The sequence below is a fragment of the Prevotella sp. khp1 genome, assembly GCF_900102205.1.
Lineage (GTDB): Bacteria > Bacteroidota > Bacteroidia > Bacteroidales > Bacteroidaceae > Prevotella > Prevotella ruminicola.
This window is the reverse complement of record NZ_FNJZ01000002.1, coordinates 522,446-546,550: the sequence shown is the minus strand read 5'-3', so window position 1 is coordinate 546,550 and position 24,105 is coordinate 522,446. Positions and strand designations below refer to the sequence as shown.

22 protein-coding genes are annotated in these 24,105 nt (G+C 46.5%); 8 read left to right on the top strand and 14 right to left on the bottom strand.

The window, feature by feature from the left end:
- Positions 1–12 precede the first annotated feature (12 nt).
- The 5 genes from BLR73_RS08045 to prmC all read right to left on the bottom strand — a co-directional run bounded on the left by BLR73_RS08045 (position 13) and on the right by prmC (position 3,209).
- Positions 13–444 (bottom strand): SRPBCC family protein, encoded by a 432-nt coding sequence (locus BLR73_RS08045; RefSeq protein ID WP_176763651.1) that lies wholly within the window; start codon positions 442–444, stop codon positions 13–15.
- 36 nt (positions 445–480) lie between these two features.
- Positions 481–1,113, bottom strand: coding sequence for an orotate phosphoribosyltransferase (gene pyrE / locus BLR73_RS08040; RefSeq protein ID WP_013064235.1), 633 nt, complete (start codon positions 1,111–1,113; stop codon positions 481–483).
- 62 nt (positions 1,114–1,175) lie between these two features.
- Positions 1,176–1,874 (bottom strand): ComF family protein, encoded by a 699-nt coding sequence (locus BLR73_RS08035; RefSeq protein WP_091860930.1) that lies wholly within the window; start codon positions 1,872–1,874, stop codon positions 1,176–1,178.
- Complete coding sequence (locus tag BLR73_RS08030; protein WP_091860927.1) at positions 1,861–2,352, bottom strand: regulatory protein RecX; 492 nt, start codon at positions 2,350–2,352, stop codon at positions 1,861–1,863. The genes BLR73_RS08035 and BLR73_RS08030 overlap by 14 nt, the downstream gene beginning before the upstream one ends.
- Positions 2,349–3,209, bottom strand: a complete 861-nt coding sequence (prmC, locus tag BLR73_RS08025) for a peptide chain release factor N(5)-glutamine methyltransferase (RefSeq protein WP_091860924.1) — start codon at positions 3,207–3,209, stop codon at positions 2,349–2,351. The genes BLR73_RS08030 and prmC overlap by 4 nt, the downstream gene beginning before the upstream one ends.
- 54 nt (positions 3,210–3,263) lie before the next feature.
- Between prmC and ribD the strand changes: the two genes are divergently transcribed.
- Complete coding sequence (gene ribD, locus BLR73_RS08020) at positions 3,264–4,187, top strand: bifunctional diaminohydroxyphosphoribosylaminopyrimidine deaminase/5-amino-6-(5-phosphoribosylamino)uracil reductase RibD (RefSeq protein ID WP_013064304.1); 924 nt, start codon at positions 3,264–3,266, stop codon at positions 4,185–4,187.
- Here ribD and BLR73_RS08015 read toward each other — a convergent pair whose 3' ends face one another.
- Complete coding sequence (locus tag BLR73_RS08015) at positions 4,188–4,598, bottom strand: reverse transcriptase-like protein (protein ID WP_230580808.1); 411 nt, start codon at positions 4,596–4,598, stop codon at positions 4,188–4,190.
- A gap of 49 nt (positions 4,599–4,647) precedes the next feature.
- The gene (gene argS / locus BLR73_RS08010; protein WP_013065554.1) at positions 4,648–6,432 is read right to left on the bottom strand and encodes an arginine--tRNA ligase; all 1,785 of its coding nucleotides are present in this window, start codon (positions 6,430–6,432) and stop codon (positions 4,648–4,650) included.
- Between the two features lie 142 nt (positions 6,433–6,574).
- Here argS and BLR73_RS08005 point away from each other — a divergent pair, with 142 nt between their 5' ends.
- Both BLR73_RS08005 and BLR73_RS08000 read left to right on the top strand, forming a co-directional pair.
- Entirely contained in the window at positions 6,575–7,525 is a 951-nt protein-coding gene (locus tag BLR73_RS08005; RefSeq protein WP_091860921.1) for an ABC transporter substrate-binding protein, read from the top strand.
- Complete coding sequence (locus BLR73_RS08000) at positions 7,522–10,545, top strand: ATP-binding protein (RefSeq protein ID WP_091860918.1); 3,024 nt, start codon at positions 7,522–7,524, stop codon at positions 10,543–10,545. Before BLR73_RS08005 ends, BLR73_RS08000 begins: the two co-directional genes overlap by 4 nt.
- Here BLR73_RS08000 and BLR73_RS07995 read toward each other — a convergent pair whose 3' ends face one another.
- From BLR73_RS07995 to BLR73_RS07980, 4 genes are read right to left on the bottom strand one after another with little or no spacing between them, the layout of a single operon-like run.
- Positions 10,546–11,334 (bottom strand): Cof-type HAD-IIB family hydrolase, encoded by a 789-nt coding sequence (locus tag BLR73_RS07995; protein ID WP_013063540.1) that lies wholly within the window; start codon positions 11,332–11,334, stop codon positions 10,546–10,548.
- A gap of 6 nt (positions 11,335–11,340) precedes the next feature.
- Entirely contained in the window at positions 11,341–12,216 is an 876-nt protein-coding gene (locus BLR73_RS07990; protein ID WP_073044659.1) for a DMT family transporter, read from the bottom strand.
- A complete protein-coding gene (locus BLR73_RS07985) occupies positions 12,216–13,643 on the bottom strand; it encodes an alanine/glycine:cation symporter family protein (RefSeq protein WP_091860915.1) in 1,428 nt (475 codons plus the stop codon). The genes BLR73_RS07990 and BLR73_RS07985 overlap by 1 nt, the downstream gene beginning before the upstream one ends.
- 20 nt (positions 13,644–13,663) lie before the next feature.
- On the bottom strand, positions 13,664–15,178 hold the full coding sequence (locus BLR73_RS07980) for an SLC13 family permease (RefSeq protein ID WP_091860912.1): 1,515 nt from the start codon (positions 15,176–15,178) through the stop codon (positions 13,664–13,666).
- A gap of 130 nt (positions 15,179–15,308) precedes the next feature.
- On the opposite strand from BLR73_RS07980, the gene BLR73_RS07975 reads away from it, so the two are divergent.
- The gene (locus BLR73_RS07975) at positions 15,309–16,205 is read left to right on the top strand and encodes a DMT family transporter (RefSeq protein ID WP_091860909.1); all 897 of its coding nucleotides are present in this window, start codon (positions 15,309–15,311) and stop codon (positions 16,203–16,205) included.
- Here the strand turns inward: BLR73_RS07975 and bcp are convergent.
- The gene (gene bcp / locus BLR73_RS07970; protein ID WP_091861295.1) at positions 16,194–16,646 is read right to left on the bottom strand and encodes a thioredoxin-dependent thiol peroxidase; all 453 of its coding nucleotides are present in this window, start codon (positions 16,644–16,646) and stop codon (positions 16,194–16,196) included. The genes BLR73_RS07975 and bcp overlap by 12 nt on opposite strands.
- 25 nt (positions 16,647–16,671) lie before the next feature.
- Positions 16,672–18,120: an ATP-binding protein gene (locus BLR73_RS07965; RefSeq protein WP_033150663.1), complete on the bottom strand. Its 1,449-nt coding sequence runs from the start codon at positions 18,118–18,120 to the stop codon at positions 16,672–16,674.
- A gap of 316 nt (positions 18,121–18,436) precedes the next feature.
- Here BLR73_RS07965 and BLR73_RS07960 point away from each other — a divergent pair, with 316 nt between their 5' ends.
- The gene (locus tag BLR73_RS07960; protein ID WP_091860906.1) at positions 18,437–20,455 is read left to right on the top strand and encodes a TonB-dependent receptor; all 2,019 of its coding nucleotides are present in this window, start codon (positions 18,437–18,439) and stop codon (positions 20,453–20,455) included.
- Positions 20,456–20,567: 112 nt separating this feature from the next.
- Positions 20,568–21,359: an AAA family ATPase gene (locus BLR73_RS07955; RefSeq protein ID WP_176763650.1), complete on the top strand. Its 792-nt coding sequence runs from the start codon at positions 20,568–20,570 to the stop codon at positions 21,357–21,359.
- Positions 21,360–21,767: 408 nt separating this feature from the next.
- Here BLR73_RS07955 and BLR73_RS07950 read toward each other — a convergent pair whose 3' ends face one another.
- Positions 21,768–22,670, bottom strand: coding sequence for an Abi family protein (locus BLR73_RS07950; protein WP_091860903.1), 903 nt, complete (start codon positions 22,668–22,670; stop codon positions 21,768–21,770).
- 290 nt (positions 22,671–22,960) lie between these two features.
- Here BLR73_RS07950 and BLR73_RS07945 point away from each other — a divergent pair, with 290 nt between their 5' ends.
- Positions 22,961–23,458, top strand: a complete 498-nt coding sequence (locus BLR73_RS07945) for an RNA polymerase sigma factor (RefSeq protein ID WP_091860900.1) — start codon at positions 22,961–22,963, stop codon at positions 23,456–23,458.
- Positions 23,459–23,462: 4 nt separating this feature from the next.
- Complete coding sequence (locus tag BLR73_RS07940) at positions 23,463–24,080, top strand: DUF4974 domain-containing protein (RefSeq protein WP_091860896.1); 618 nt, start codon at positions 23,463–23,465, stop codon at positions 24,078–24,080.
- The last annotated feature ends 25 nt before the right edge of the window (positions 24,081–24,105 follow it).

The window sequence follows — 24,105 nt, the reverse complement described above, 5'->3', positions numbered from 1 at the left end:
TCAATTTTCAATTTATTCGTAGTGTACCATTGCAAGGGCCTCGGCAATCTTCTCAACGCCTTCCTGCAAAGGTTTCTCTACCATGCTTTTGATAAATGGGTTCAATTCGGCCTTTACCGTTACCTTCATTTTCGATGAGTTCTCATCTACAGGCAGCACCTGTACCCATACGTTGAAGGGAACGGGACTCTGAACCGTTTCGAACTTTACGCACTTAGGCTCTTCGCGATCGCAGATACGCAGTTTCAGTTCGCCTACAGGAGCCACATTAAGGCTCACGGTGTCGGCATCAAAACTAAATCCCTGTACCTTATCCTCGGACACACGGTCGCGTACCTTCTCCAGATTGGTCAGATCACTGATATTGTTGTAAACAGCCTGCTGCGAATAAGGAACCAGCTTCACGCTGCTCTCAAACTTACTTTCTCCTCCGAATAATCCCATGGTTTACATTAAACATTAAAAGATTAAACATTAAGATTAATCCTGTTTCCAGGTATCAGGACTCTTACGCCACTCAGCCAGAACGGCCTTGTCCTCTTCCTTAATATAACCAGTCTTGGCAGCCTCTTCAATCACTGCCTCATAGTTGCTCAGTGTAATCAGTTTCACGCCAGCCTCGGCAAAAGCCTTCTCAGCTACAGGGAATCCATAGGTAAACGATGCTACCATACCAATCACCTCAACACCATAGTCGCGCAGTGCCTGAACAGCCTTCAAACTGCTACCGCCAGTAGAAATCAAATCCTCTACTACTACCACCTTGGCACCTTTCTTAATCTCGCCTTCTACCTGGTTGCCCATACCATGATCTTTTGGCTTTGGACGAACATAGCTGTATGGCAAGCCCAGCTCCTCGGCTACGAGTGCACCCTGTGCAATAGCACCAGTGGCCACACCTGCAACAGCCTCAGCCTCAGGGAAGTTCTCCTGAATAGCATGACAGAGCTCCAGCTTTACAAACGAACGCAGACGTGGGAACGAGAGCGTCTTACGATTATCAGTATAAATAGGTGACTTCCAACCCGAAGCCCATGTAAACGGGTCGTTTGGCTGCAACTTGATGGCCTGAATCTCCATCAGTTTCTGGGCAAATTGATTCTTGATTTCCATAACGTTATTCTGTATTTTGGGTGCAAAGATAGTGTAAATCAGGCGAATAACCAAATTATTACCTATCTTTTTGTATAGCCAAGTGCCAGAACACTTATCTTTATGCCACCATTCAGGGCTATTTGCTTAGCACAAGCGGTTACAGTAGCGCCTGTAGTCACCACATCGTCAATCACCAGCAGGTGTTTTGCCCCTGCAGGAATCTGGTTCAGCGCAAACATCTGTTCCACATTCTCAGCACGGCTCCATCTGCTTTTCTTGGTCTGACTCTCCACAAAATCTACACGCCGCACCACATCGGTCAAAACAGGCAAACCTGTAATCTCGCTGATACCTTGAGCAATAGCATCGCTCTGGTTATAACCACGCTGGCGCAAACGTTTCTTAGCCAATGGCACAGGTACTATACCATCGATTCCATCGAAGAATCCCGCACCTTGCATCTCTTTAGCCAACATACGTCCAAGAATCACACCTACCTCGGGGTGATCCTTGTATTTAAGCTGGTAGATCATATTGGCGGTATCAGAATGGGCTTCGTAGTAAAAATAGGCGGCAGCACGCTCGATAGGAATCAGATGCCAGAAGCTTTTCGCCATCTCATTATCATAGGGATTAAGCCAAAAACCGGTACGTGGCAGATGAAAGTGGCATTTCATGCAAAGTACCTCTTCGGTAGCCGACAGTCGGCGACCGCATATCGCACAAGTGCGTGGCGAAATAAAATCCAGTAATCGTCGCCAGATACTAATCCATTTCATCGTCAATATCCATCTCTTCGTCAACATCCAGACATTGACGAATGATACCATAGTCGAAGCCACGACTCAAGGCGAAGCGAACCAGTTTCTGATTCAACTCATAATCGTTGGCGGCTTTAATGCTTTTGCGTTTCTGTTTCAACAGCGGCACCAGCACCTTCAGGTACTCCTCATCGTCGATTTCATCGAGCACCCGCTGCTGTATATCATCATCTATACGCTTCATCCAGAGTGCCTGCTGCACCTTGCGGCGGCCCCATTTGTTATAGCGCACCTTATCCTTTACAAAAGCACGGGCATAACGTTCATTATCAATATAGCGCTCTTTGGTAAGACGCTCTACCACACGGTTCTGCGCCTCAGGGGCCATTCCCCAACACTTCATCTTATCACGCATCTCCTGCTCGCAGTGTTCGGCCTGTGCACAGGCAGCCGCTAACTGCAGGTAAGCCTCTTGTTCTGTTTTCTCCTTCGTCATGCTTTAGTTGCTTTTATAAATCTTGTTTTGCCGTATTGGTCGTCAATCTTCGCAATATCTACAAAGCCCAAAGCCTGCAGATTTTCTACGATGGAATCGGCATAAATGGGATTAATTTCGTAATATAATCGTCCTCCCTGCTTTAAGGCCAACTTGGCATAATGCATGATATGACGATAAAACAGTAACGGATCATCGTCGGGCACAAACAGGGCTGTATCTGGTTCGTATTTCAGCACATTTTCCTCCATTTCATCGGCTTCCTTCCGACAGATATAAGGTGGATTACTAACGATTACATCCCACCTGTCGGCCTCTGTCTCTAAAGCCAAGGCATCATGTTTCTCAAACTTCACATCAGCCCCAAGCGCCTGGGCATTATGCCGAGCAATGGCCAGTGCCTCGTCAGAGATATCCCAAGCAGTAACTTTAGAGTCGGGAATATCCAATGCCAATGTAATAGCAATACAGCCACTACCGGTACCTATATCCAGCACAGAACATCCCTTTAACTTCCCTTTATCTTCTGCTAACTTCCCTTTAAATTCCTCTCCGATTAAATGGCATAATTCGGCTGTTTCTGGACGAGGAATCAGCACACCAGGAGCCACATAGAACTGGCGACCACAGAAGTCGGCCACACCCAAAACATACTGCACAGGCTCGGCTTTTTCGAGTCTTTGCATGATTTTTTCGAGTTCTGCTTGGTCGTTTGCCGATAATTGTGTAACTTTGCCACAATAAATATCGGCCGTTGACAGACCGAAACGTACATCAAGCACCCAACGGACAAGGGCTTTCGCCTCGCCGGCATCGTAAATCTTGCAGAGTCTTTGGCAAAGTTCTTCGTAATTCATGGTGCAAAAGTACAAAAAAGTAGTGAATAGTGAATAGTGAATAGTAAAAATAATATGATAGACGACAAAAAATTCATGCAACGCTGCATTCAGCTGGCAAAAAACGGACAGCTGAACGCTAAGCCCAACCCCATGGTGGGCGCAGTTATTGTACATAACGGCCGTATTATTGGCGAGGGTTACCACGTGCGCTGTGGTCTGGCTCATGCCGAGGTAAACGCTTTTGCCTCTGTACGAGCAGAAGACGAGGCCTTATTGCCCGAATCAACCATCTACGTATCGCTTGAGCCCTGCTCACATTATGGTAAGACGCCCCCTTGCGCCGACTTGATTATCGAGAAAGGTGTGCGCCGTGTGGTTGTAGGATGTATCGATGAATTCGCCGAAGTTCAAGGTCGAGGCATCCAGAAACTACGCGATGCAGGCATCGAAGTAGAGGTAGGTGTACTCGAGGATGAATGCAAGGCATTGAACCGTCGTTTTTTCACATTCCATCGCGAAAAACGTCCTTATATCATCTTGAAATGGGCACAGACCGCCAATGGTTTCATCGACGATCATCACCAGCCCGTACAAATCTCAAGCGACTTTACCAAGATGCTTTCGCACAAACTGCGTGCTGAGGAGGATGCTATTCTAGTGGGGCGCGTTACCGATGAGCGCGAACATCCGCAGCTGAATGTACGCGAATGGTACGGACCTGATCCCAAACGTATGGTGATAGACCGTGCTCACCCGCTGAACCTCGAGAGCTTGCATGCTCAGAATATCCAGTCGATTATTGTCGAAGGCGGTACCGAAACGTTACAATCCTTTATCGTGCAAGGTCTTTGGGACGAGCTACGTGTTGAAACCAACACATCGCTGACCGTTAGCGATGGTACGCGTGCACCACAGCTGCCTGCTAGCGCCCAAGTGGCAAGCAGTCATATCTACGGTAAAAATGTGATTGTGGTTTATCAGCGAAAATACAGATAGTTATTTTCTACCAAAATCGGCAGGTACCTCACCCCACTTCTGTGTTTCCCATTTAATTATGGGATTACGGTACTGGTGGGTACGCAACCAGTTCTCGGCTCTTGCAATAATCTGGAAGAGCTGTTCGGTTTGTGGGGTGCGTTCAAGTGTAGTTTTACATTTGCCTTTCGACACCCATAGAATGGCATTATAACTATCCGAATATATGGTTTTATCGTGCCATCCCTTTTGCCAACAAAGTGCCAAGGCATGCACAATAGCCAAGAATTCACCGATATTATTTGTGCCTTTTACAGGACCAAAATGAAAAACCCTTGCGCCTGTAGTCAGATCAATACCCTGATACTCCATCGGTCCAGGGTTTCCGCTGCAAGCAGCATCTACTGCAAAAGCGTCTGCCCTTACCTCCATTGGCAAGGGCAGAACTGTATCGTGTCTATAATCTGGGGGATTCTGCATATTACATACGCTCAGGAACTTCGATGCCCAACAGGCTCATACCGTTCTTGATAATCTTGGCCACATTCTTAGCCAGCATCAAGCGTACGGCCTTCTTCTGCTCATCGGGTTCGTTCAGAATGCTGTAATCGTGATAGAACTGATTGAACACCTTGGTGAGCTCGTAGCAGTAGTTAGCGATACCACTTGGTGAGTAATCCTTACCAGCCTGCTCTACAGCAGCACCAAACTCGTTCATCTTCTGAACCAACTCTACCTCCTTCTCAGCCAGATCAACCTGAGCATTAGCAGGCTTCAAGCCCTCAGCCTCGGCCTTACGCAGGATCGAACGGATACGAGCGTAGGTGTACTGGATGAAAGGACCGGTATTTCCGTTGAAATCGATACTTTCCTCGGGGTTGAACAGCATGTTCTTACGAGCATCAACCTTCAGGATAAAGTACTTCAGGGCACCCATACCTACCACACGAGCAATCTCACGGCGCTCCTCTTCGGTCATATCGTCGAACTTACCCAGCTCCATCGAGGTCTTGTAGGCATCCTCTACCATCAGTGCCATCAGGTCGTCGGCATCAACAACCGTTCCCTCACGACTCTTCATCTTACCGTTTGGCAGTTCTACCATACCATATGAGAAGTGTGTAAGCTCCTTACCCCACTTGAATCCTAAGCGATCCAACAGGATAGAGAGTACCTGGAAGTGGTAGTTCTGCTCGTTACCTACCACATATATCATCTTATCGATAGGATAATCCTTGAAACGCATCTCGGCTGTACCGATATCCTGAGTCATATAAACCGAAGTACCATCGCTACGCAGCAGCAGCTTCTGGTCGAGACCCTCGTTAGTCAGGTCGGCCCAAACCGAGTTGTCCTCGTGGCGCTCAAACAGGCCCTTAGCCAAGCCCTCTTCAACCTTAGCCTTACCCTTCAGGTAGGTCTGACTCTCGTAATAGATCTTATCGAACGATACGCCCATCTTCTTGTAGGTCTCGTCGAAACCGGCATATACCCAGTTGTTCATCTTCTCCCACAGAGCGCGTACCTCGGGATCGTTGTTCTCCCACTTAACCAGCATCTCGTGAGCCTCCTTAATCAGTGGAGCCTCCTGCTTAGCCTTCTCCTCGTCCATACCCTGGGCAACGAGTTCCTTCACCTCCTCGCGGTAGTGCTTATCGAAAGCTACGTAGTAGTCACCAATCAGGTGGTCGCCCTTCTTGCCCGATGTCTCAGGAGTCTCGCCGTTGCCGTACTTCAGCCAAGCCAGCATCGACTTACAGATATGAATACCGCGGTCGTTCACGATATTGGTCTTCACCACCTTATTACCATTGGCCTCCATAATCTGTGCCAAACTCCAACCCAGCAGGTTGTTACGTACATGGCCCAGGTGCAAAGGCTTGTTGGTGTTAGGCGAAGAGTATTCGATCATAACCAGAGGCGACTCGTCGGTAACCTGCTTCATGCCGAAACGCTCATCCTTATCGATAGCATCGAGCAACTGCAACCAGGCACCATCGCCAACGCTCAGGTTCAAGAAACCTTTTACCACATTAAACTTCTCAACAGCTGCACAGTTAGCAGTCAGGTATTCACCAATCTCCTGTGCTGTCTGCTCCGGACTCTTCTTGGCAGCCTTCACAAAGGGGAATACCACCAGAGTCAAGTTACCCTCAAACTCACTTCTTGTCTTCTGCAACTGCAGCATCTTCTCTGTGGCATCCATGCCATAGAGGGCCTTTACTGCCTCGCCTGCAGCCTTGCTGATTAATGCTTCAATATTCATATCTTTCGAATTTTGGGTGCAAAATTAATAAAAATATATGGAAATTAGATACTTAGTGTACAAAAAGTTACATCTTTGTACAAAAAAACGCACATAGTTTAAAACTTTTTTGTATCTTTGCGCCCGACGAGAGAGAAATAGAATGAGACATAGCCTTAAACATATCACCTTGGTCTTTGCTGTGATGCTGGCCTTACCAGTAGCGGCAAAGGGTGAAAGATTTGTGTTTACTACCATCTGGACGGCGCAGGCACAGTTTGCCGGCTATTATGCCGCCAAAGAGAAAGGATTTTACGACGAAATGGGCCTGGATGTGGTTATCCAGCACCCTTCGCTCACCAGTTCGGCATCCAACCGCTTGAAGACCGACCAGTGCGACGCCGCCATGTTTTCGATGATGTCGGCCATGGACTTCATTGCCCAAGGCACACCACTGGTAAACATCTTTCAGGACTCCATGAACAGCAGTAACATTTTAGTTTCGCGCTGGGGTGCTGATCCGTCAAAGATGAAAGGTCAGCGTGTGGGCATCTTCAATTCCGACCCCAACTACCTAACCTTTATAATGAGTAAGAAGGAAGGCATGAATTACGAGTGGGTGCGTTTTACCAGCGACATCAACGTGTTCCTGTCGGGTGCCGTAGATGCCACTATGGTAGTGAGTTACAACGAGTTCTGCCAGCTGAAGCAGGCCGGATTTAATCTCCCCGAGAGAAGTTTGTATCGTTTTAGCGATCACGATTATAACATACAGGAAAACGGCGTTTACGTAAAACGCCAGTATTACAACACCCACCGCAGCACCGTGGGTAAGTTTGCAGCCGCCAGTCGCCGTGGCTGGGAGTGGGTAGCCGCCCACCCCGACGAGGCCTTGGAGATTGTTATGAAGTATGTACGCAAGAACGGTATCCACACCAACCGCGTGATGCAGAAGATGATGCTCGAAGAGGTGTTACGCCTGCAGATTGATCGCGAGTCGAAACGCCGCGAGTTCCGTGTACGTGCCGATATGGTACGAAAGGCCAGTAAGATGATGTTCGAAGCCGGCATGCTGAAACGCGAAGTAACCTATAAAGAACTGATTGGCCTATGAAAAAGCACCCTTGGATAACAGCTGCCTTTGGTGCAGCACTCGCACTGTTGCTGGCAGCAGTACTCATCTATAGTCGCCAGATTATACAGCAGCAGGCGATGGACGATGCCGTAAAATCGCTACAGCAGGTCATGGAGCGTACCGACCGTCATCTGCACCAGATAGAGGCCGCAGCCGACAGTCTGATTCCAAAGATTGAACAGCATATCGACCAGCCCGACATGATGTTTGCGTATAGCAGAGAGTTGCTGAAGCAGCACCCCGCCCTGAAAGGCTGCAGCATCTCGTTCGATCCCTATTTCTATAAAGAGAAAGGTCAATATTTCTCGGCTTACTCGTATAAAAAAGGTAACCGCATCGTAACCGAACAGGAGGGTAACGACAACTATCAGTATTTTTATATGGACTGGTACGTTATCCCACGTATGCTGTACCACTCGTACTGGATAGAGCCGTTTGCCGAGAAGAGCACCAGCGGTATTGTGGTTAATGATATTATGACCTCGTACTGCCAGCCCATACAAGGTGGCCCCGATAAAACAGTGGGTATCCTCTCGGCCGATGTGCCACTGAGCTGGCTGGCCGATCAGATAGAAAACTATCAGCCCATGCCCAAATCGTATTGCATGCTGTTAGGTCGTGGCGGCTCCTACATTGTTCATCCCGACAGCACCCGTCTGCTGTACGAAACCATTTTCACCTCTACCATCGAGCATCCCGACACAGCCCTTACCTCATTGGGCCGTGCTATGACCGATGGCGAAACAGGTTACAAGTCACTACGACTGGATGGCGTAGATAGTCATGTATTCTACATGCCGTTCCGCCAAACAGGTTGGAGCATAGCCCTTGTATGCCCCAACGAGGTTATTCTCAGCAACTATCGCCTGTTGCTTTATTTCCTATTGCCACTAATTCTATTATCCATTATGCTCATGTTCATGCCTCTATGGCGCTTGCTGTTCCGCCGACGCCACTTTGCAGCCGTGCTGCTACCCTTGCTTGTACTAACGGCCACCTCGTGCCACAACAACCAGCCGAACAAACAAGAAGCCTCGGACCAACCCAGCCCCGAAGAAAAAGCCAGCGACAAAATTAGAGAACAGCTGGACGCGTACGAGGGCAACCGCTGGTTCCAAGTACTCGACAGTTTGGAACAGGCAGGCAAGATAGCCACCTGCCAAGCCGATTATTTGAGGGCATCGAAATACGACGAAATGGAGCAGTTCCGTTCTGCTTTGATTTTCTACAACAAGGCCATCGAAGGCGACAAATTATTACACATCGACAATGCACAATACTACGATGCCGTCATGGGATTGAGTACTATCTACCTGAATAACGATAACAATGTAGAGCTTGCCTTGGGAACTGCCACAAAAGGACACGAGACTGCCAGTAAGGATAGTACCCTGATTGGACAAGACCATACAAACCAGTTCATCATGGAAATTGGCATGTGTCAAATGCGATTGGGACGCAACGACGAAGCAGTACAAACCTTTGAGAATGCCCGTCAGGGGGCCGAACAGCTAGCACAACGCTATCCACAAAGTCCCCGTTGCCAAGAAAGTTGCATACTGCTTGCCGCAAATATCATCAATTATTACATGAACATAGGCTGGTTCGATCGCGTAGAACCTTGGCTCAATATGATGGAGTTGGCACTTGAACGCTACGCCGCCACCAATGCACCTACACAAAAATACAGCAATTATCTGGCCACTCTTACTGGCGACAAAGCCATTATGTGGGCCATGACGGGGCATCCTGAAGAAGCCGAAGCCGCCTATCAGAAATTTCTATCCACCGATTATGCCAAATCTTTCCGTGGCGTATACGATCAGGCCTTTTATCTGGAAATGACCGAACAGTGGGAAAAACTGCTTTCTATTGCACTTCGTATAGATTCCGCCGAAATAAAAGAAGGCGTAACGCCTACCATCGACTATTTGATAACAAGCCCATCAACCTTATTTAAAGCGATGCTGAAAACTGGTCGAAAGGAAGAGGCTTTACAAAAAGCTGATCAAATTATCAATTTACTCGATACGGTTAAAGCCATCCAACATCGTAGCGATGCCGAGGAATTAGCTGTGATTTACGAAACCGAGCAGAAAGAGCAGGAGATTGCCGCCCAGCGAGCCTCACTCAACAGTCAGCGCATGCAGGCCATCGTAGTAGTGGTACTGTTGCTGTTGATATTCTTGGGTGTGCTGTTCGAGTTCTATCGCAAACTGCGCCGTGCCCACACGCTGCTTGAGATTAGCTATAACAACCTGGTGATAGCCAACGAACGCGCCGAGGAATCGTCAAAGATGAAGACCAACTTTATCCGTCAGATTTCGCACGAGATACGTACGCCACTGAATATCCTGAGTGGTTTTACACAGATTATCACCATGCCCGATATGAAGCTCGACGAGGCTACCCGCACCGATATCAATCATAAGATTGTGGAGAATACCGACCGTATTACCGGTCTGGTTAACAAGATGCTGGAACTGAGCGATGCCAGCAGTCAGGCCGTTATCGACCGCACCGACAATGTGCTGGCCGTACAGATTGCAGCACAGGCCACCGATGCCAGCGAGGTTGCCAATGCCAAGCACCTGAAGTTCGACTTACAGGTTGGCGACGCCGAAGGCGCGGTAACCATCACCACCAACGAGCAGGCTGCTACCCGTGCACTTACCATGCTGCTTGATAATGCCCGTAAGTTTACCCGTCCGGCCGAGGCTAAGAATGAAAAACAAACTGAACAGCAACAGGTTACGCTTACACTCAAAAAGACTGATAGCACCATCGAATTCATCGTTGAGGACACAGGTATTGGCGTCCCCATCAATGAAGCTGAACATATTTTTGATGAGTTTGTGCAGTTGGATGAATATTACGAGGGTACAGGTATCGGACTTACCGTAGCACGTTCGTTGGCACGCCGACTGGGTGGCGATGTGGTGCTCGATACCACTTACACCTCAGGTGCCCGCTTTGTCATGACGTTGCCTTTGGCCTAACTAAATCAAGCCAAAGTGCTGCAGGGCCTTGCGCACACCCTCATCGTCAACCGATGCAGTAATGTAGTCAGCCTCAGCCTTCAGTTCGTCGATGGCATTACCCATGGCTATGCCCACACCAGCCTTGCGCACCATGGTACTGTCATTACCGCCATCACCAAAGGCCATAGTATGGTCGGGATTCAGACCTAAGTGCTTGGCCATTGCCAACAGTCCCTCACCCTTATCAGCACCTAACGCAGTTACATCGGTAAATGCCGGATGCCAGCGCCCTGAGGTACAGCCTGGCACGCGTGCCATCAACTCTGCCTCATAATCCTTACTAAAGAAAGGTGTTATCTGCATAATACGCTGCTGCAACACCTCCTCTACAGGCTTGGCTTTATCCAGATTCTCCACCGCTAAATGCTGACGGAAAATCTCATCCACCTGTCCCTGCGGGTCGAGCACAGCCACATCCTTTTCGCCAACCACTATCACACCATAGTTCTTTTCTATGGCATCATCCACTATCAATCGGGCCTCGTGTGGCGGAATACTCTTACAGGCCACTACCTCATCGCCTACAAAACAGTAAGCGCCATTAGTAGTTACATACCCGTCGATCAGGTGCTCGATAGCACCCAGGTTGGTTATGATAATAGGTGGGCGCCCGGTAGCTATAAACACCTTGTGCCCATTGGCCTTGGCCTGTGTAAGTGCCAGGATGGTAGAAGCGGGAATCTGGTGTGTTTCGAAACTCACCAGCGTACCATCGATATCAAAGAATAATGCGTAACTTGTCTGCATATATGTTTATTTTTTAGGTCCCAGTGCCCGTCGGGTTTGCAACAGCACACTGAGCAGTATCAGGGCGATGCCGATATAGAACGAGAAGTTTATCTCGCGGCCCTCGCCAAAAATCAGGAATGCTAATATAATGGTATAGCAAGGCTCCAGGTTGTACGTCAGGTTTACCGTAAAGGCCGAGAGTCGCTTCAGCGCCTGTATCTGTAGCAGATACATACCCACCGTACAGAACAGCGCATGACAGAGCATCAGCCACAGGTTAGTACCCTCGGGAATAACCACCACAGGCTGGTTGCTGGGGAAGAAAGTCAGATAGATGGGGATGATCATCGATACCAGCACGATACCACCCGACATCTGGTACATCAGCACCGTACGACTACGCACACCCACGCTTGCCTTTTTATTGCAGATGGCATAGAGCGCACACACGGCACTCGACACCACACCAATGCCGATACCATAGCGGTAACGGGCATCTAACGAGAAAATACACAGCACACCCAGCACGGTAATGAGCGAGAACACCAACTCGGTAACCGACAGCTTGCGATGGTATATCAGCGGCTCGAAAAGGGCTGTAAAAAAGCCTACCAACGAGAAACAGATAACACCAATCGACACGTTCGAGGCCTTGATGCTACTGTAAAACAGTATCCAGTGCAAACCTAGCAGCGCACCGCAACCGCACAGTTGCAGAAACTTACGCCATCCCACGCGTGGCAGTCCAGTAAACACCAGCAGGATAGCACTCGTAAACAGCATACGGTACCACACGATATCAACCTCGTTCAGGGTAATCAGTCGTCCAAACAGGCCCGTAAAGCCTGCCAACAGCACACTCAGGTGCAGTTGTATAAATCCACGTTGTGTTTCGTTCATCACTCCCAGCACTCTAATTCGTTTTCTAACTCAGGTAACTGACTGCGGTGGAACATGGGTTCCTTAATGCCTGCACGCTTCTGCTGGCGGTAATCATCAAGCAGCCGGAAAGCGTAACGTCCCAACAGCACAATCGCTATCAGGTTACAAGCTGTAAGGAAAGCCATAAAAAAGTCAACGATGTTCCACACCAGTTCAAAGCTGGCCAGCGCGCCAAAAATCACCATCACACCAGCCGAACAGATGCGGTAGGTTGTCATCACCTGTGCATTCGACGTAATAAAACGGATATTTGCCTCGCCGTAATAGTAATTGCCGATGATACTCGAGAAGGCAAACAGGAAGATGGCGATGGCCACAAACACCGGACCAGCCGATCCCACCTCGCTCTGAAGTGCCGACTGCGTGAGTGCGATACCATTCAGCTCTGGCACCTCGTACAGACCGCTAATCAAAATGATGAACGCCGTACACGAGCAAACCAGCAAGGTATCGGTAAACACGCCCAAGGCCTGAATCAAGCCCTGCTTTACGGGGTGCGATACGGCTGCTGTAGCAGCCACGTTAGGTGCACTACCCTCGCCCGCCTCGTTCGAGAACAAGCCACGCTTCACACCATTCATAATCGTAGCACCAATACCACCACCTGCTATCTGGTGTATGCCAAAGGCATCTTCTACAATCACCTTAAACACATGTGGTATATGCTCTATGTTCATGACAATAACCACAATGGCCAGAACCACATAGCCGATAGCCATCACAGGCACCAGCACCGCACTTACATGGGCAATACGCTGAATACCGCCAAACACGATAAACAAGCCCAGAACTGCCAATGCAATACCCACCCATACAGGATTCCAGCCAAAGGCCTCCTGCATGGCACCACAAATGGTGTTAGCCTGGATTGAGTTGTTCGACAGTCCGAACTGCAGCGTAATCAGCACCGCAAACGTAATGGCCATCCACCGCTGGTGCAAGCCATGCTGGATATAGTACGCAGGACCGCCGATAAACGAGTCCTTATGTTTCTGCTTAAACAGCTGGGCCAAGGTAGATTCTACAAAAGCCGTAGCCGATCCGATAAGGGCGATAATCCACATCCAGAACACTGCACCAGGTCCACCGATGGCAATGGCCGAAGCCACACCAGCCAGGTTGCCCGTACCCACACGCGTGGCCACACTCACGGCAAAAGCCTGAAACGAGGAGATATGCTTACGCTTGCCCTCTGTACCTTGATTCTTAACTTGGTCACCTACTGTATCAACAGCCGAATCGGTCAGCAACCTGAGCATCTCGCCCACCATCCGGAACTGCACAAAGCGTGTTTTAATAGTAAACCACACGCCACAGCCTACCAGCGCGGCAATCAGCACATAGCCCCAAACGGCATCATTAATCTGAGTAATCAGTTCGTTCATTTATGTTTAGTTCGTATTGTTTATTGCAAGGGTGTTAGTGGATAAATAATGTTCACTATAAATATGTTAGCTGCCAGTATGATAAGGTTCATCAGCAGTCCTATACGCATAAAATCGCTGAATCGGTAACCACCAGGACCGTACACCAGCATGTGTGTAGGCGATCCGATAGGTGTGGCAAAGCTACTGCTCACGCTTATCATCAGGGCTATCAGGAATGGGTATGGCTCGTAACCCAACTTCTCGGCAGCCTCGTACATGATGGGGAAGAACATGGCACCGGCAGCGGTGTTTGATATAAACTCGGTGATAAACGTACCCACAAAGCAGATGGCAGTCATCACCACTATCGGGTTGGTACCACACACATCCAGAATACCCATGGCCAGGCGTTCGGCAATACCCGTTTTCTGGATAGCCAGTCCCAGCACCACGCTACCGGCAAACACCATCAATATGTCCCAGTTAATAGCGCGCATAGCCTGGTCGGGCGTACAGCAGTGCAGTATCATCATGGCAGCAGCGGCAATAAAGGCACAGTGCAGCAGTGGCATAATACCCAAGGCCGATACTGTTACCATCGCTATCATTATCAGCGCCGATATCAGTGTTTTACTACCCACGTTAATCACCTCGTCGCCAACCTGCAAGCCACGCTCCTGGGCCAGCTGCAGTATGTCTTTAATATGTCCGGCGTATGTCAGATGGTCACCTCCCATCACAAACTCGTTCTTGCTCAGCGCTACGGGTACATTATCAAAGTGGCGGATCCTGATCAGTCGGCCGCCCTTCACATCGTACAGGCCAGCATAGTCGAGTGTCTCGCCAATAAACTTGTTGCTCGATGGCACCAGCAGCTCTACGGTATATTCGGCTGTATCCTCAAAATCCGATTCGGGCGCTTTTCTATCGGGCAACAGCTTACGCATGGCAATAATGCTCAGCACACCTACCAGCAAGCAGAACAAGCCTGGTATCGTAGTTGCCAACACGTTCATCACATGGCCCGTCTTATCGGCATACAGTCCACTGATAATCAGGTTTGGCGGTGTACCAATCAGCGTACACACACCACCCATACCCGAGGCATAACTCAGAGGGATAAGCAGCTTTGAGGGCGAGATACCCAACTTTTTCGACCACATTTTCACGATGCCCACAAACATGGCCACCACCGTGGTATTACTCAAGAACGAACTCAGTCCGGCCACTGGCAGCATCAGTCGTATCACAGCCTTACCATAGCTATTGGGTTGTCCTAACAGGTTTTTCACAATCCATTGCAGCACACCGGTATAGGTAAGACCAGCCACTACCACAAACAATACTCCGATAACCACTACCGACGAAGAACTGAAACCCGAAAACGCCTCTTTAGCATCGAGCACACCTGTAACAAGCAGTATGCCTATAGCAGCCAAGAATACCACATCAGCACGCAATTTGGTTAGTAGCAGAGTAGTAAACATACCCAGCACTGTAATAATCGTAATCCAAGCTTGGAGATTGAAACCCCACAACAGTTCTGTTTCCATGATTAATCAGATATGTTTAATATTATGCGGACAAAGGTACGGCTTTTCACCGAAAAGTGCAAGCAAATCTATCTTTTTTTGCTAAATATGGGAAAATAGTTGTATCTTTGCACCCATAAACTTACTTAATATGAAGCGATTTCTTCCTCATCTTATAGCATTTATAGTGGTGGCCATTTGGGGCGTCACGTTTGTGTGCACTAAACTGTTGTTGCTGGGCGGAATAACTGCTGCCCAGATATTTATTATGCGATTTATCATCGCCTACTTGCTGTTGTTAAGCTATAGTCTGTCAAAGGGCATCCACTGGCTCAGCAACAGTTGGCGCGACGAGCTCAACATGATGGCTTTGGGTGTATTTGGCGGATCACTCTACTTCCTCACCGAGAATAGTGCCATGAACTACACCACAACCACCAACACCAGCATCATCGTGAGTCTGTGCCCCCTGTTTGCATCAGCCATCATCGGTGCTTTCTATAAAACCGAGCGCCTTAATCGCTGGCAAACCTTTGGCACTGTTATGGCGGCATTGGGTGTTATCATGGTGGTGATGAACGGTCATTTTGTGCTCCACCTCTCGCCTTTGGGCGATGCGTTGGCCTTTGGTGCCTGCATGTGCTGGGCGTTCTACAGTCTGCTGATTATCCCCGTTAGCAAGCGTTACCCCACGGTGTTCATCACCCGCAAGGTATTCTTTTACGGTCTGCTGTCCATGATACCCTATATCATCCTGCATCCCGACCTCAACATCCAGCTGGTCATCAACAAGCCCACGCTGTTAGCCAACCTATTGTTCCTGGGTTGTGTAGCCTCCATGCTCTGCTACGTGGCATGGAACTGGGTACTTAAGCGTTTGGGGGCCGTGGTTGCCACCAACTACGTGTATCTCAATCCCGTTACCACCATCGTGTTTGCCTGGATGGTTCTTAACGAGCAGATTACCGTATGGTTTATCATCGGTACTGTACTCATTCTGTACGGCATGTACCTGGTAAACACCAAGCGTCCCAAGTTATCGACTTAGTATCTGCTCGGCGTGCTCCTTGGTTTTCACCTGCTTGCCGGCAAATATCTGCTCAATCACACCCTCCTCGTTGATAATAAAGGTGGTACGTATGGTGCCCTCGGTTTTCTTACCGTACATCACCTTCTCGCCCCAGGCACCCATTGCCTGCAGCAGCTCCTTATCCACATCCGCTATCAACGGGAAAGGCAGTTCGTGCTTCTCCTTAAACTTCACGTGCGATGCTGCCGAGTCCTTACTCACGCCCACTACCTCGTAGCCAGCCCCTTGCAGTTCGCTATAATGGTCGCGCAAACTACAAGCCTCAGCCGTACACCCGCTGGTGTTATCTTTTGGATAAAAGTACAACACCAACTTACGTCCACGATAATCACTCAGTCGGATATCCCGTCCCTGTTCATCCTTGCCCAGAATCTCTGGCGCCTTATCACCAATATTCATACGCATTATAGTTTTATGTTCTCAATCAATATTTCTTTTGCTCTATTGTATTATAACCCAATAAATAGGCATATAGGGCCGACGGCATGAACGTCAAGTTACAATTCTCCATATTTTTAATTCCATACTTTGTACGAGAAGAGACTATTGCCGACACCAGATGATTCTTATCCATAAATGAAAGTAAGGATTTTAGTTCACTTGGCACATCGAAATAACGGTCAGACCATTTCATCTCAACAGCCCATATTGGCTTTTGGCGTAGTCGGTCAAGTCCCACCATATCCACCTCACCATTTTCTCGTCCCATCTTCCAATTTGCATAAAAAACTTCCTCATCATCCCGTTGAATACGCTGGGCAAAAAGAGCAGTCTCTACCATACTTCCCAAAGTCTTATCTGTCTCCGTCAATGGCGAGAAAAGGGCACATCGTAAAGACGGATTTGTAAGATATATCTTAAACTGGGTTATTCGCTGCATCCGCTTTGCATTAGCATCAACACGATGAATTACCTTAATAAGGAATGCACTTTCCAAATAACTGATATACTTGCGGATAATATCTTTACGGATGCCAGACTCCTGAGACATCTCTTCATAAGAAAATTCACAACCAGAGCGATAGGCGATATGGATAAACAAGCGATATAATTCTTGTGTATCATTGATACCATAAAGGCTAGGAAGGTCTTTAAGCATCACCTTATCAACAATATCACGTCGCATATAACGTCCTGGGTCTTGCTGAATTTCTTTCGAGAAAACAACCTCAGGATAACCACCATAATTAATATAGCGTATGAAATGCTCATTCAATTGTGATATATCTATGGTGTCAAAAGCATTAAACACTTGCTGGTTCCACTCTATCTTTTTAGGAACTATCAGTCGATCAAGCTCCTGGAGATGGATATACTCGTTAAAAGTAAGTGGAGGTAATGCAAAGTCATGGAAACGCCCGGCGCCACTCTCGGTACTCTTCATCTTCAGTGCAGCAGCAGCCGAACCAGATACAATAAACCGAGTTGAACGATAGGTATCAACTAATGATTTTAAATGTAGTTCCCAATCCTTCAAATACTGAACCTCATCGTAGAACACATACAAACCTTGATCTGTTGGTTGTTTCGCAAGAGATTTCTTTGCGATATTCAACAGCATTTCAAGCGACATTCCATTATATATAGGTGTATCTATAGAAAGGTAGATAATGCTTTGTGGATTAACACCATCATTTATCAAGCGTTCTACTGTATGATAAATCATAATGGTCTTACCTACTCGTCTTGGTCCCATCAGAACTATGCCACGTCTGACATCAACATCCTTAACAACTTTGTAGAAGGAATCGAGGTATAGACGGCTTTTCATTTGGTGAATATCATCGGGAATTTTCCCAGATGTCCACCAAGGATTATCCATTCTCATCCTTTCAATAACTTGCCTTTCTAACTCTTCAATTTCTATTTTCATAATTATAACACCTTTTTCAATGGCAAATATACATAGAATAAGTGATATTTGCAAGCAAAAGCATAGAAAACATATCTTAATTTAACATTTTTGTTGAAATAAGACGTTTTTACCGTGCTTATTTTGACAATTTGGTAAAAATAAGCACTAAATATCAAAAATCAAGTCTTATTTTAGCGAGATACAGCAAAGTGCCCGTGCAACTCGGTATAATGGTCGCGCGGCAAAGATGTCAGACAAATGTCAGACAAATGTCAGGAAGAAAATTCTTCTAATAACTTATCTCTTCATACCTTTGCAGGAAAAAAGTAAATGTATGAAGAGATTATTGTTTTTATGGATGCTAACTGCATCAATAATGGCTTTTGCACAGAAGGAAGTGGAATTACAGGAAGTTACCGTACAGGGCTCTAAGGTAGTGCAACGGGTTGACGGTCAAACCATCCATCCCACACGTCAGCAGTTGGAGAGTAGTACCAACGGCTATTCACTGTTGTCGAAACTGACGTTACCCCATCTGCGTGTTGACCCCGTGATGCACAGCGTTACCGCACTCTCAAACCTTGGTAGTGTGCAGGTGCGCATCAACGACATCGCGGCATCGAAAGAGGATCTTCTTGCACTCGACATAAAAGCCGTACAACATATTGATTACATCGACAATCCTGGAGTCAGGTATGGTGAAGGTGTAGCCTATGTCATCAACATCATCGTGAAGAAACCCGTCAGCGGATACAACATCGGGGCAGACCTTACAAACACACTAACATCCGTGAATGGTGATGAGACTGTCTATGGAAAATTCAACTATGGAAAGAGCGAATTCGGAGTAAACTACTCGCTGGGCTATCAAAACTTTGAGGGAACGGAATATGAAGAAAAGACGACATACGAACTGGAACCGGGGACGGAGTACAATGTATTACGCCAACAGTTAGAGGGACAGAATAAGAGCCTCGACCACAAAATTCAACTGACGTATAGCCTTAGCGACTCGAACTACGTGTTCCAGTCTAAACTCTCTGCCCATCGAGACATTCAGCCCGAAAGGTCGTTAGCTAAGTTCGAGACTTACGAAGACCATTCCTCGTCCCGTACCTCATCTCCCGTACTCGACCTCTATTTCCATCGAGATTTCAAACGTCACCAGTCACTTACTGCCAATGCTGTGGGAACGTATATCCATACCGATAGCTATTCAGAGCATAACGAAGGCGGCAACTATGCCTATAACGTGATAGGAAAGACGTATTCGCTCTGGACTGAGGCCATCTATGAAAACCGTCTGAAACCCTTTACAATCTCTTTGGGTACACAGTATGGACAGAAATATATAGATAATGTATATTTTGGCGATGCAAACGCTTCCAACTCAATGCGGTCATCAATGATGTATTTCTTCGGTCAGTTGAAAGGACGATTGGGTAAACTCGGATATATGGGAGGCTTGGGCATGAGTACTCGTTACTATCGACAGGCAAATTGGAATGATCGCTTCCTGCTGTTCCGCCCAAAGATAACGCTTGCCTATCCGTTGGCTAAGCATCTGAAAGTAAAATACGACTTCGAGGTGTCGCAGCACGTATCGCAGATTGCTCTCGTCAGTGATGTCTGTATCAAGCAGAATGCGATGGAAACACTGGTGGGCAATCCTGAGATTATGCCGAATCGTGTAACCTCTCACGATCTTCGACTAACCTACTCCACGCCTAAAATTATGAGCGAACTACAAGGCTACTGGCGACTTAATGCCAACTGTAATATGGAGAAATATACCCGTCAGGATGGACATTTCTATCAGACTCAGACAAACGCTGGTAATGAATGTAGTTTCTTCTTCATCCAGAGTTACAACCGATGGGAAGTCATTCCTGAGCATCTCTCCGCAACCGTATATGGCGGCATCTACCGTTTCTTCAACTTCACAGACGACTATCGTCATACCTATACAGCTTTCAACGGAGGTGCCAACATAGAAGCCTACCTTGGCAAGTGGACACTGACGGCTTACGCTGATAATGGATGGAACTTTATGGAGGGTGAGCATCGTGGCCATCAACCAGCCGCTTGGTATCTCACGGCTTCTTACCAGATGAAGAAGAACATCACTCTTTCCCTATATGTCCAGCATCCATTCTGTTCAAATCCACTCAGACATAAGACGGAAGTTCTTAGCCGATATATCCACAAAGAGGCATCACAGCACAGCCGCGATTTGGGCAATATGCTAACACTCAATTTCACATGGCGTTTCTCGTCAGGTCGTAAATATCGGGAGATTCAGCGCACTATGAACCATCGGGATACAGAGACAGGAATCTTACAAAGCAAATAAGAAAGGCTATCACCTAATGTTAAAAAATGCAGAAAGTTTCTACATACTATACCTTCGTGTGTCACATTTATGATTATCATTTTTTTGATTATCATTTTTTTGATAAAAAGCTTTGTTTGTATTTGATAATATGAATGGCAATCCTGTATGGGGAGTTGGCTTGGGTGCATATACTAATCCTGCAATTACTCTCGACGAGATATTCGTCTATCTTAAAACGGCCGACAAGCCTTGTTTGGTTGCTATCGATGAATTTCAGAAGATAACAGAGTATCCAGACGGTCAAAATGTAGAAGCTGCACTGAGAACACATATCCAAAGATGCCCAAATGCTACATTTTTGTTTGCAGGTTCCAAGCGACATCTTATGGGTGAGATTTTCCTGTCGCCGTCACGTCCGTTCTATCAGTCGGTCATTACAATGGGACTTTCTCCTATTCCCATCGAAAAGTATAAAGAGTTTGCCTGCGCTCAATTCGAGAAATGTGGAAAGTCAATCCAGCCTGATGTAGTAGACATCGTTTATCAGCGATTTGATGGAATAACATCTTATCTGCAGCGTCTGATGAACGTGCTATTTCTAAATACCGCACAAGGCGAAACGTGTAGTAAAGATATGATCGACGTTGCTATCAACTACATCTTGGATCTGTATACAGAGTATTACGACACGCTGTTGGCCCAGATGTCAGAGAAGCAGCGCAACGTGTTTTTAGCCATAGCCTGCGAGCGAAGAGTGAAGAGCGTATCGGGTGGTGCTTTTGTGCGGAAATACCATTTGCAATCGCCAAGTTCTGTTATGTCTGCATTAAGAGGCCTTCTCGACAAAGATCTCATTACCCAGGAAAATGGTGAGTATTTTGTTTACGACCTGTTCTTCCAATTGTGGATAGAGAGAAAATAATCTTTGCAGCTGGAAGTAACAACGACTGACTTATGGAACAGAAATTCAGCAATAATAGTATTGACCTTCAGATGCTGCGTGAGTTCTTTGCAAGCAAAGCGGCATAGCCGAGCGTTGCGAGGGCGAAGGTGAACTTGTGGAATATCGCAAGGATATCACGTTCGAAACGAATAAATAGCGCCACTTTCTTTAGTTCCTTTGATACCTCGCAGGTAGGATAAAGCTCTAAAAATCACCACCAAAACAAAGATTTTTGTACAAAAATGCCACAATTATAAAAATTTGTGGTGACTTTGTACCGATTTCAAGAATAGAGTATGGCAATCTTGCCTGCACAGCATTAGTATTACTACTGTCAGGCTACTTCGGCAAACAACCCATCATCAAGTAACGTTATACAATTAAGTATCATTGCCATAAAGGCTCCAGTTCCCAATCTCTTGGGAACCCCATGGCAGCAATATCAATGCTTGGATAGTCTGCAAGCAATTTCTGCAATTTATCACGCATATCATTTTGTGGAGAAATTACATTCAGGAAATATTTGATGATGCATAGATCAAAGTAGATACGCAATGGATCCGTAGTCAAAGTCAGCCATGCACCGCTCACATGGTTAGGAATCATGGGACGTATAGTGTTCTGTTTGTTCCACACACGAGCGTGATGGCAACACGAATTACGTGTTAGTGTAATAATGGTAAGCCACGATTCGAAAGGAGCAATTTGTAATCCGAATTTCTGGGCTATCCGTTTTTTGATACGAGCTGTCCTTATGTTGTTATATATATTGGTAATAACTCCAAAAGGTAATACTTCTGCAAGAATCCATGCTGGAGGATAAGGGTTGGTATATGTTTGTCGGAAGTGAGCAATAAAGTCCTCACGAGAATGACGTATCTCCGCATCAATCAGTGTTGTCGTATGTGTATACTTTTTCTGGTCAATAAAATGCGTACAATCGGTCATCCAAAAGGGACTTCCGGTCAATTCACAACCGACGTTTACAATGGCACTGCGAATGGCAACTTCTATTTTCTCTATTTCGTTGAAAATAAGAAGTCTTAATTTCTTGTCAAAGCGATAGAGGGTCAAGACTTGATCAAAAGATGCTCCGTTTTTGTAGCGATGAAGCTCTTTTGGCATCTGCAAAAGAGGATACATATAAGCCGACAAACGATAATAGCCAATAAAGTCTATATAACGCTCTGCACGAGACACATCATTTATGGTGAGTCCTCTTGATTGCAGCAAATTTACAAGATCTTGCGAATTGTTGTAGGTTTTAGGAAATGGAATTTTATTAGTCATAAGTTTATAAACATAAAACGACCCGCACATTTGAGCATCGTTGAGAGGCTTGGCGGGTTCTGGTGGTGCAAAGGTACGTCAATATTTTGGAACCACCAAACTTTTTTCGTTTTTTTTATAATTTATTAGTTCCTGGTAGTTCTCTGAAAATGATAAGAAAGCATAAATTATATAATATAATTTTATATGGTAATCAAAAAGTTCTTAACTTTACATATTATTTTTCTTGAATATTAAAAAAGTTGCCATTTGGGGTTTAGTAAATCGTTTCTCGTGTGTATTATAGGTGTATGACAACAAGAGAAAAGAATCTTGAAACGCTGTTCAAACAGCATTACCGGCAGATGTATCGGCTGGCCACCATACTTTTGCACGATGATGCTGAGAGCAAGGACATAGTGCACGATGTCTTTGCCCAGCTACTTGCATCGCCAACTATTGAGTTGCACGAACAAACGGCAGCAGCGTTCCTACTCATCAGTGTACGTAACCGATGTTTGAATGTGATACGAAACAGGAAGATTCAGGAGCGAGTTCAACGACTCTATCTCCTTGATCAGGACACCACTATCATTCCACCAGATGGGGGCAACGAGGAACTGAAAGCCCTGTCAGTAGGCATCAGTCAGTTAATGCCGCCTATCTGTCGTGAAATAATAGAGTTACACTTCCGCGATGGACTCACTTTCCGTGAGATAGCCCATCGTCTCGGTGTTAGCGAAACCACCATCTACAAGCATCTGCGCAGTGCACTTCTACAATTACGTGAACACCTAAAAAGAAATTAGTAAGATGAACAAGAACGAACTTTTGTTCCAGATGATGGAGCAACCCCAGCTCTACACGGCCGAAGAATGGCAGGAAATACTGTCCGACGAAGAATGCCGTGAAATCTATACCCTGATGGCTAAGACCAAAAGTGCATTCGATTCCCAAAAGGAAATCGACGACAAAACCATCGATGTCGAATGGAAGAAACTTACATTATCTTCTAGGCGAAACTGGCTCCGTGTGGCAGCAATATTTATTGGCGTACTGATGCTTTCTGGCATCACCTTTGCTGCTATTCATGTGTTGCGTTTTATGATTGTTCCTAAATTCCAACCCGTGCCAACAGAGCAGCCTTTACAAGCCAAGCCTACTGCTGCTCATCCTGCAGATGATAATAAAAACGACTCAACTATTACAATGCAAGCCGTTGTTTTTGAGAATGTACCATTGGATAGCATCATCAAAGAGATCGCATACTATCATCATCTGGATGTAGAGCTTCAGAATGAAGAAGCAAAACAGCTCCGTTTCTATTTTGTATGGAAACAGGACGATAATTTGCAAGAAGTTATCGAGAAGTTAAACATGTTCGAGCATGTCAATACAACTGTCGAAAACAACAAACTGATTGTAAAATGATGAAACAATTCTTTTTTATTATCAT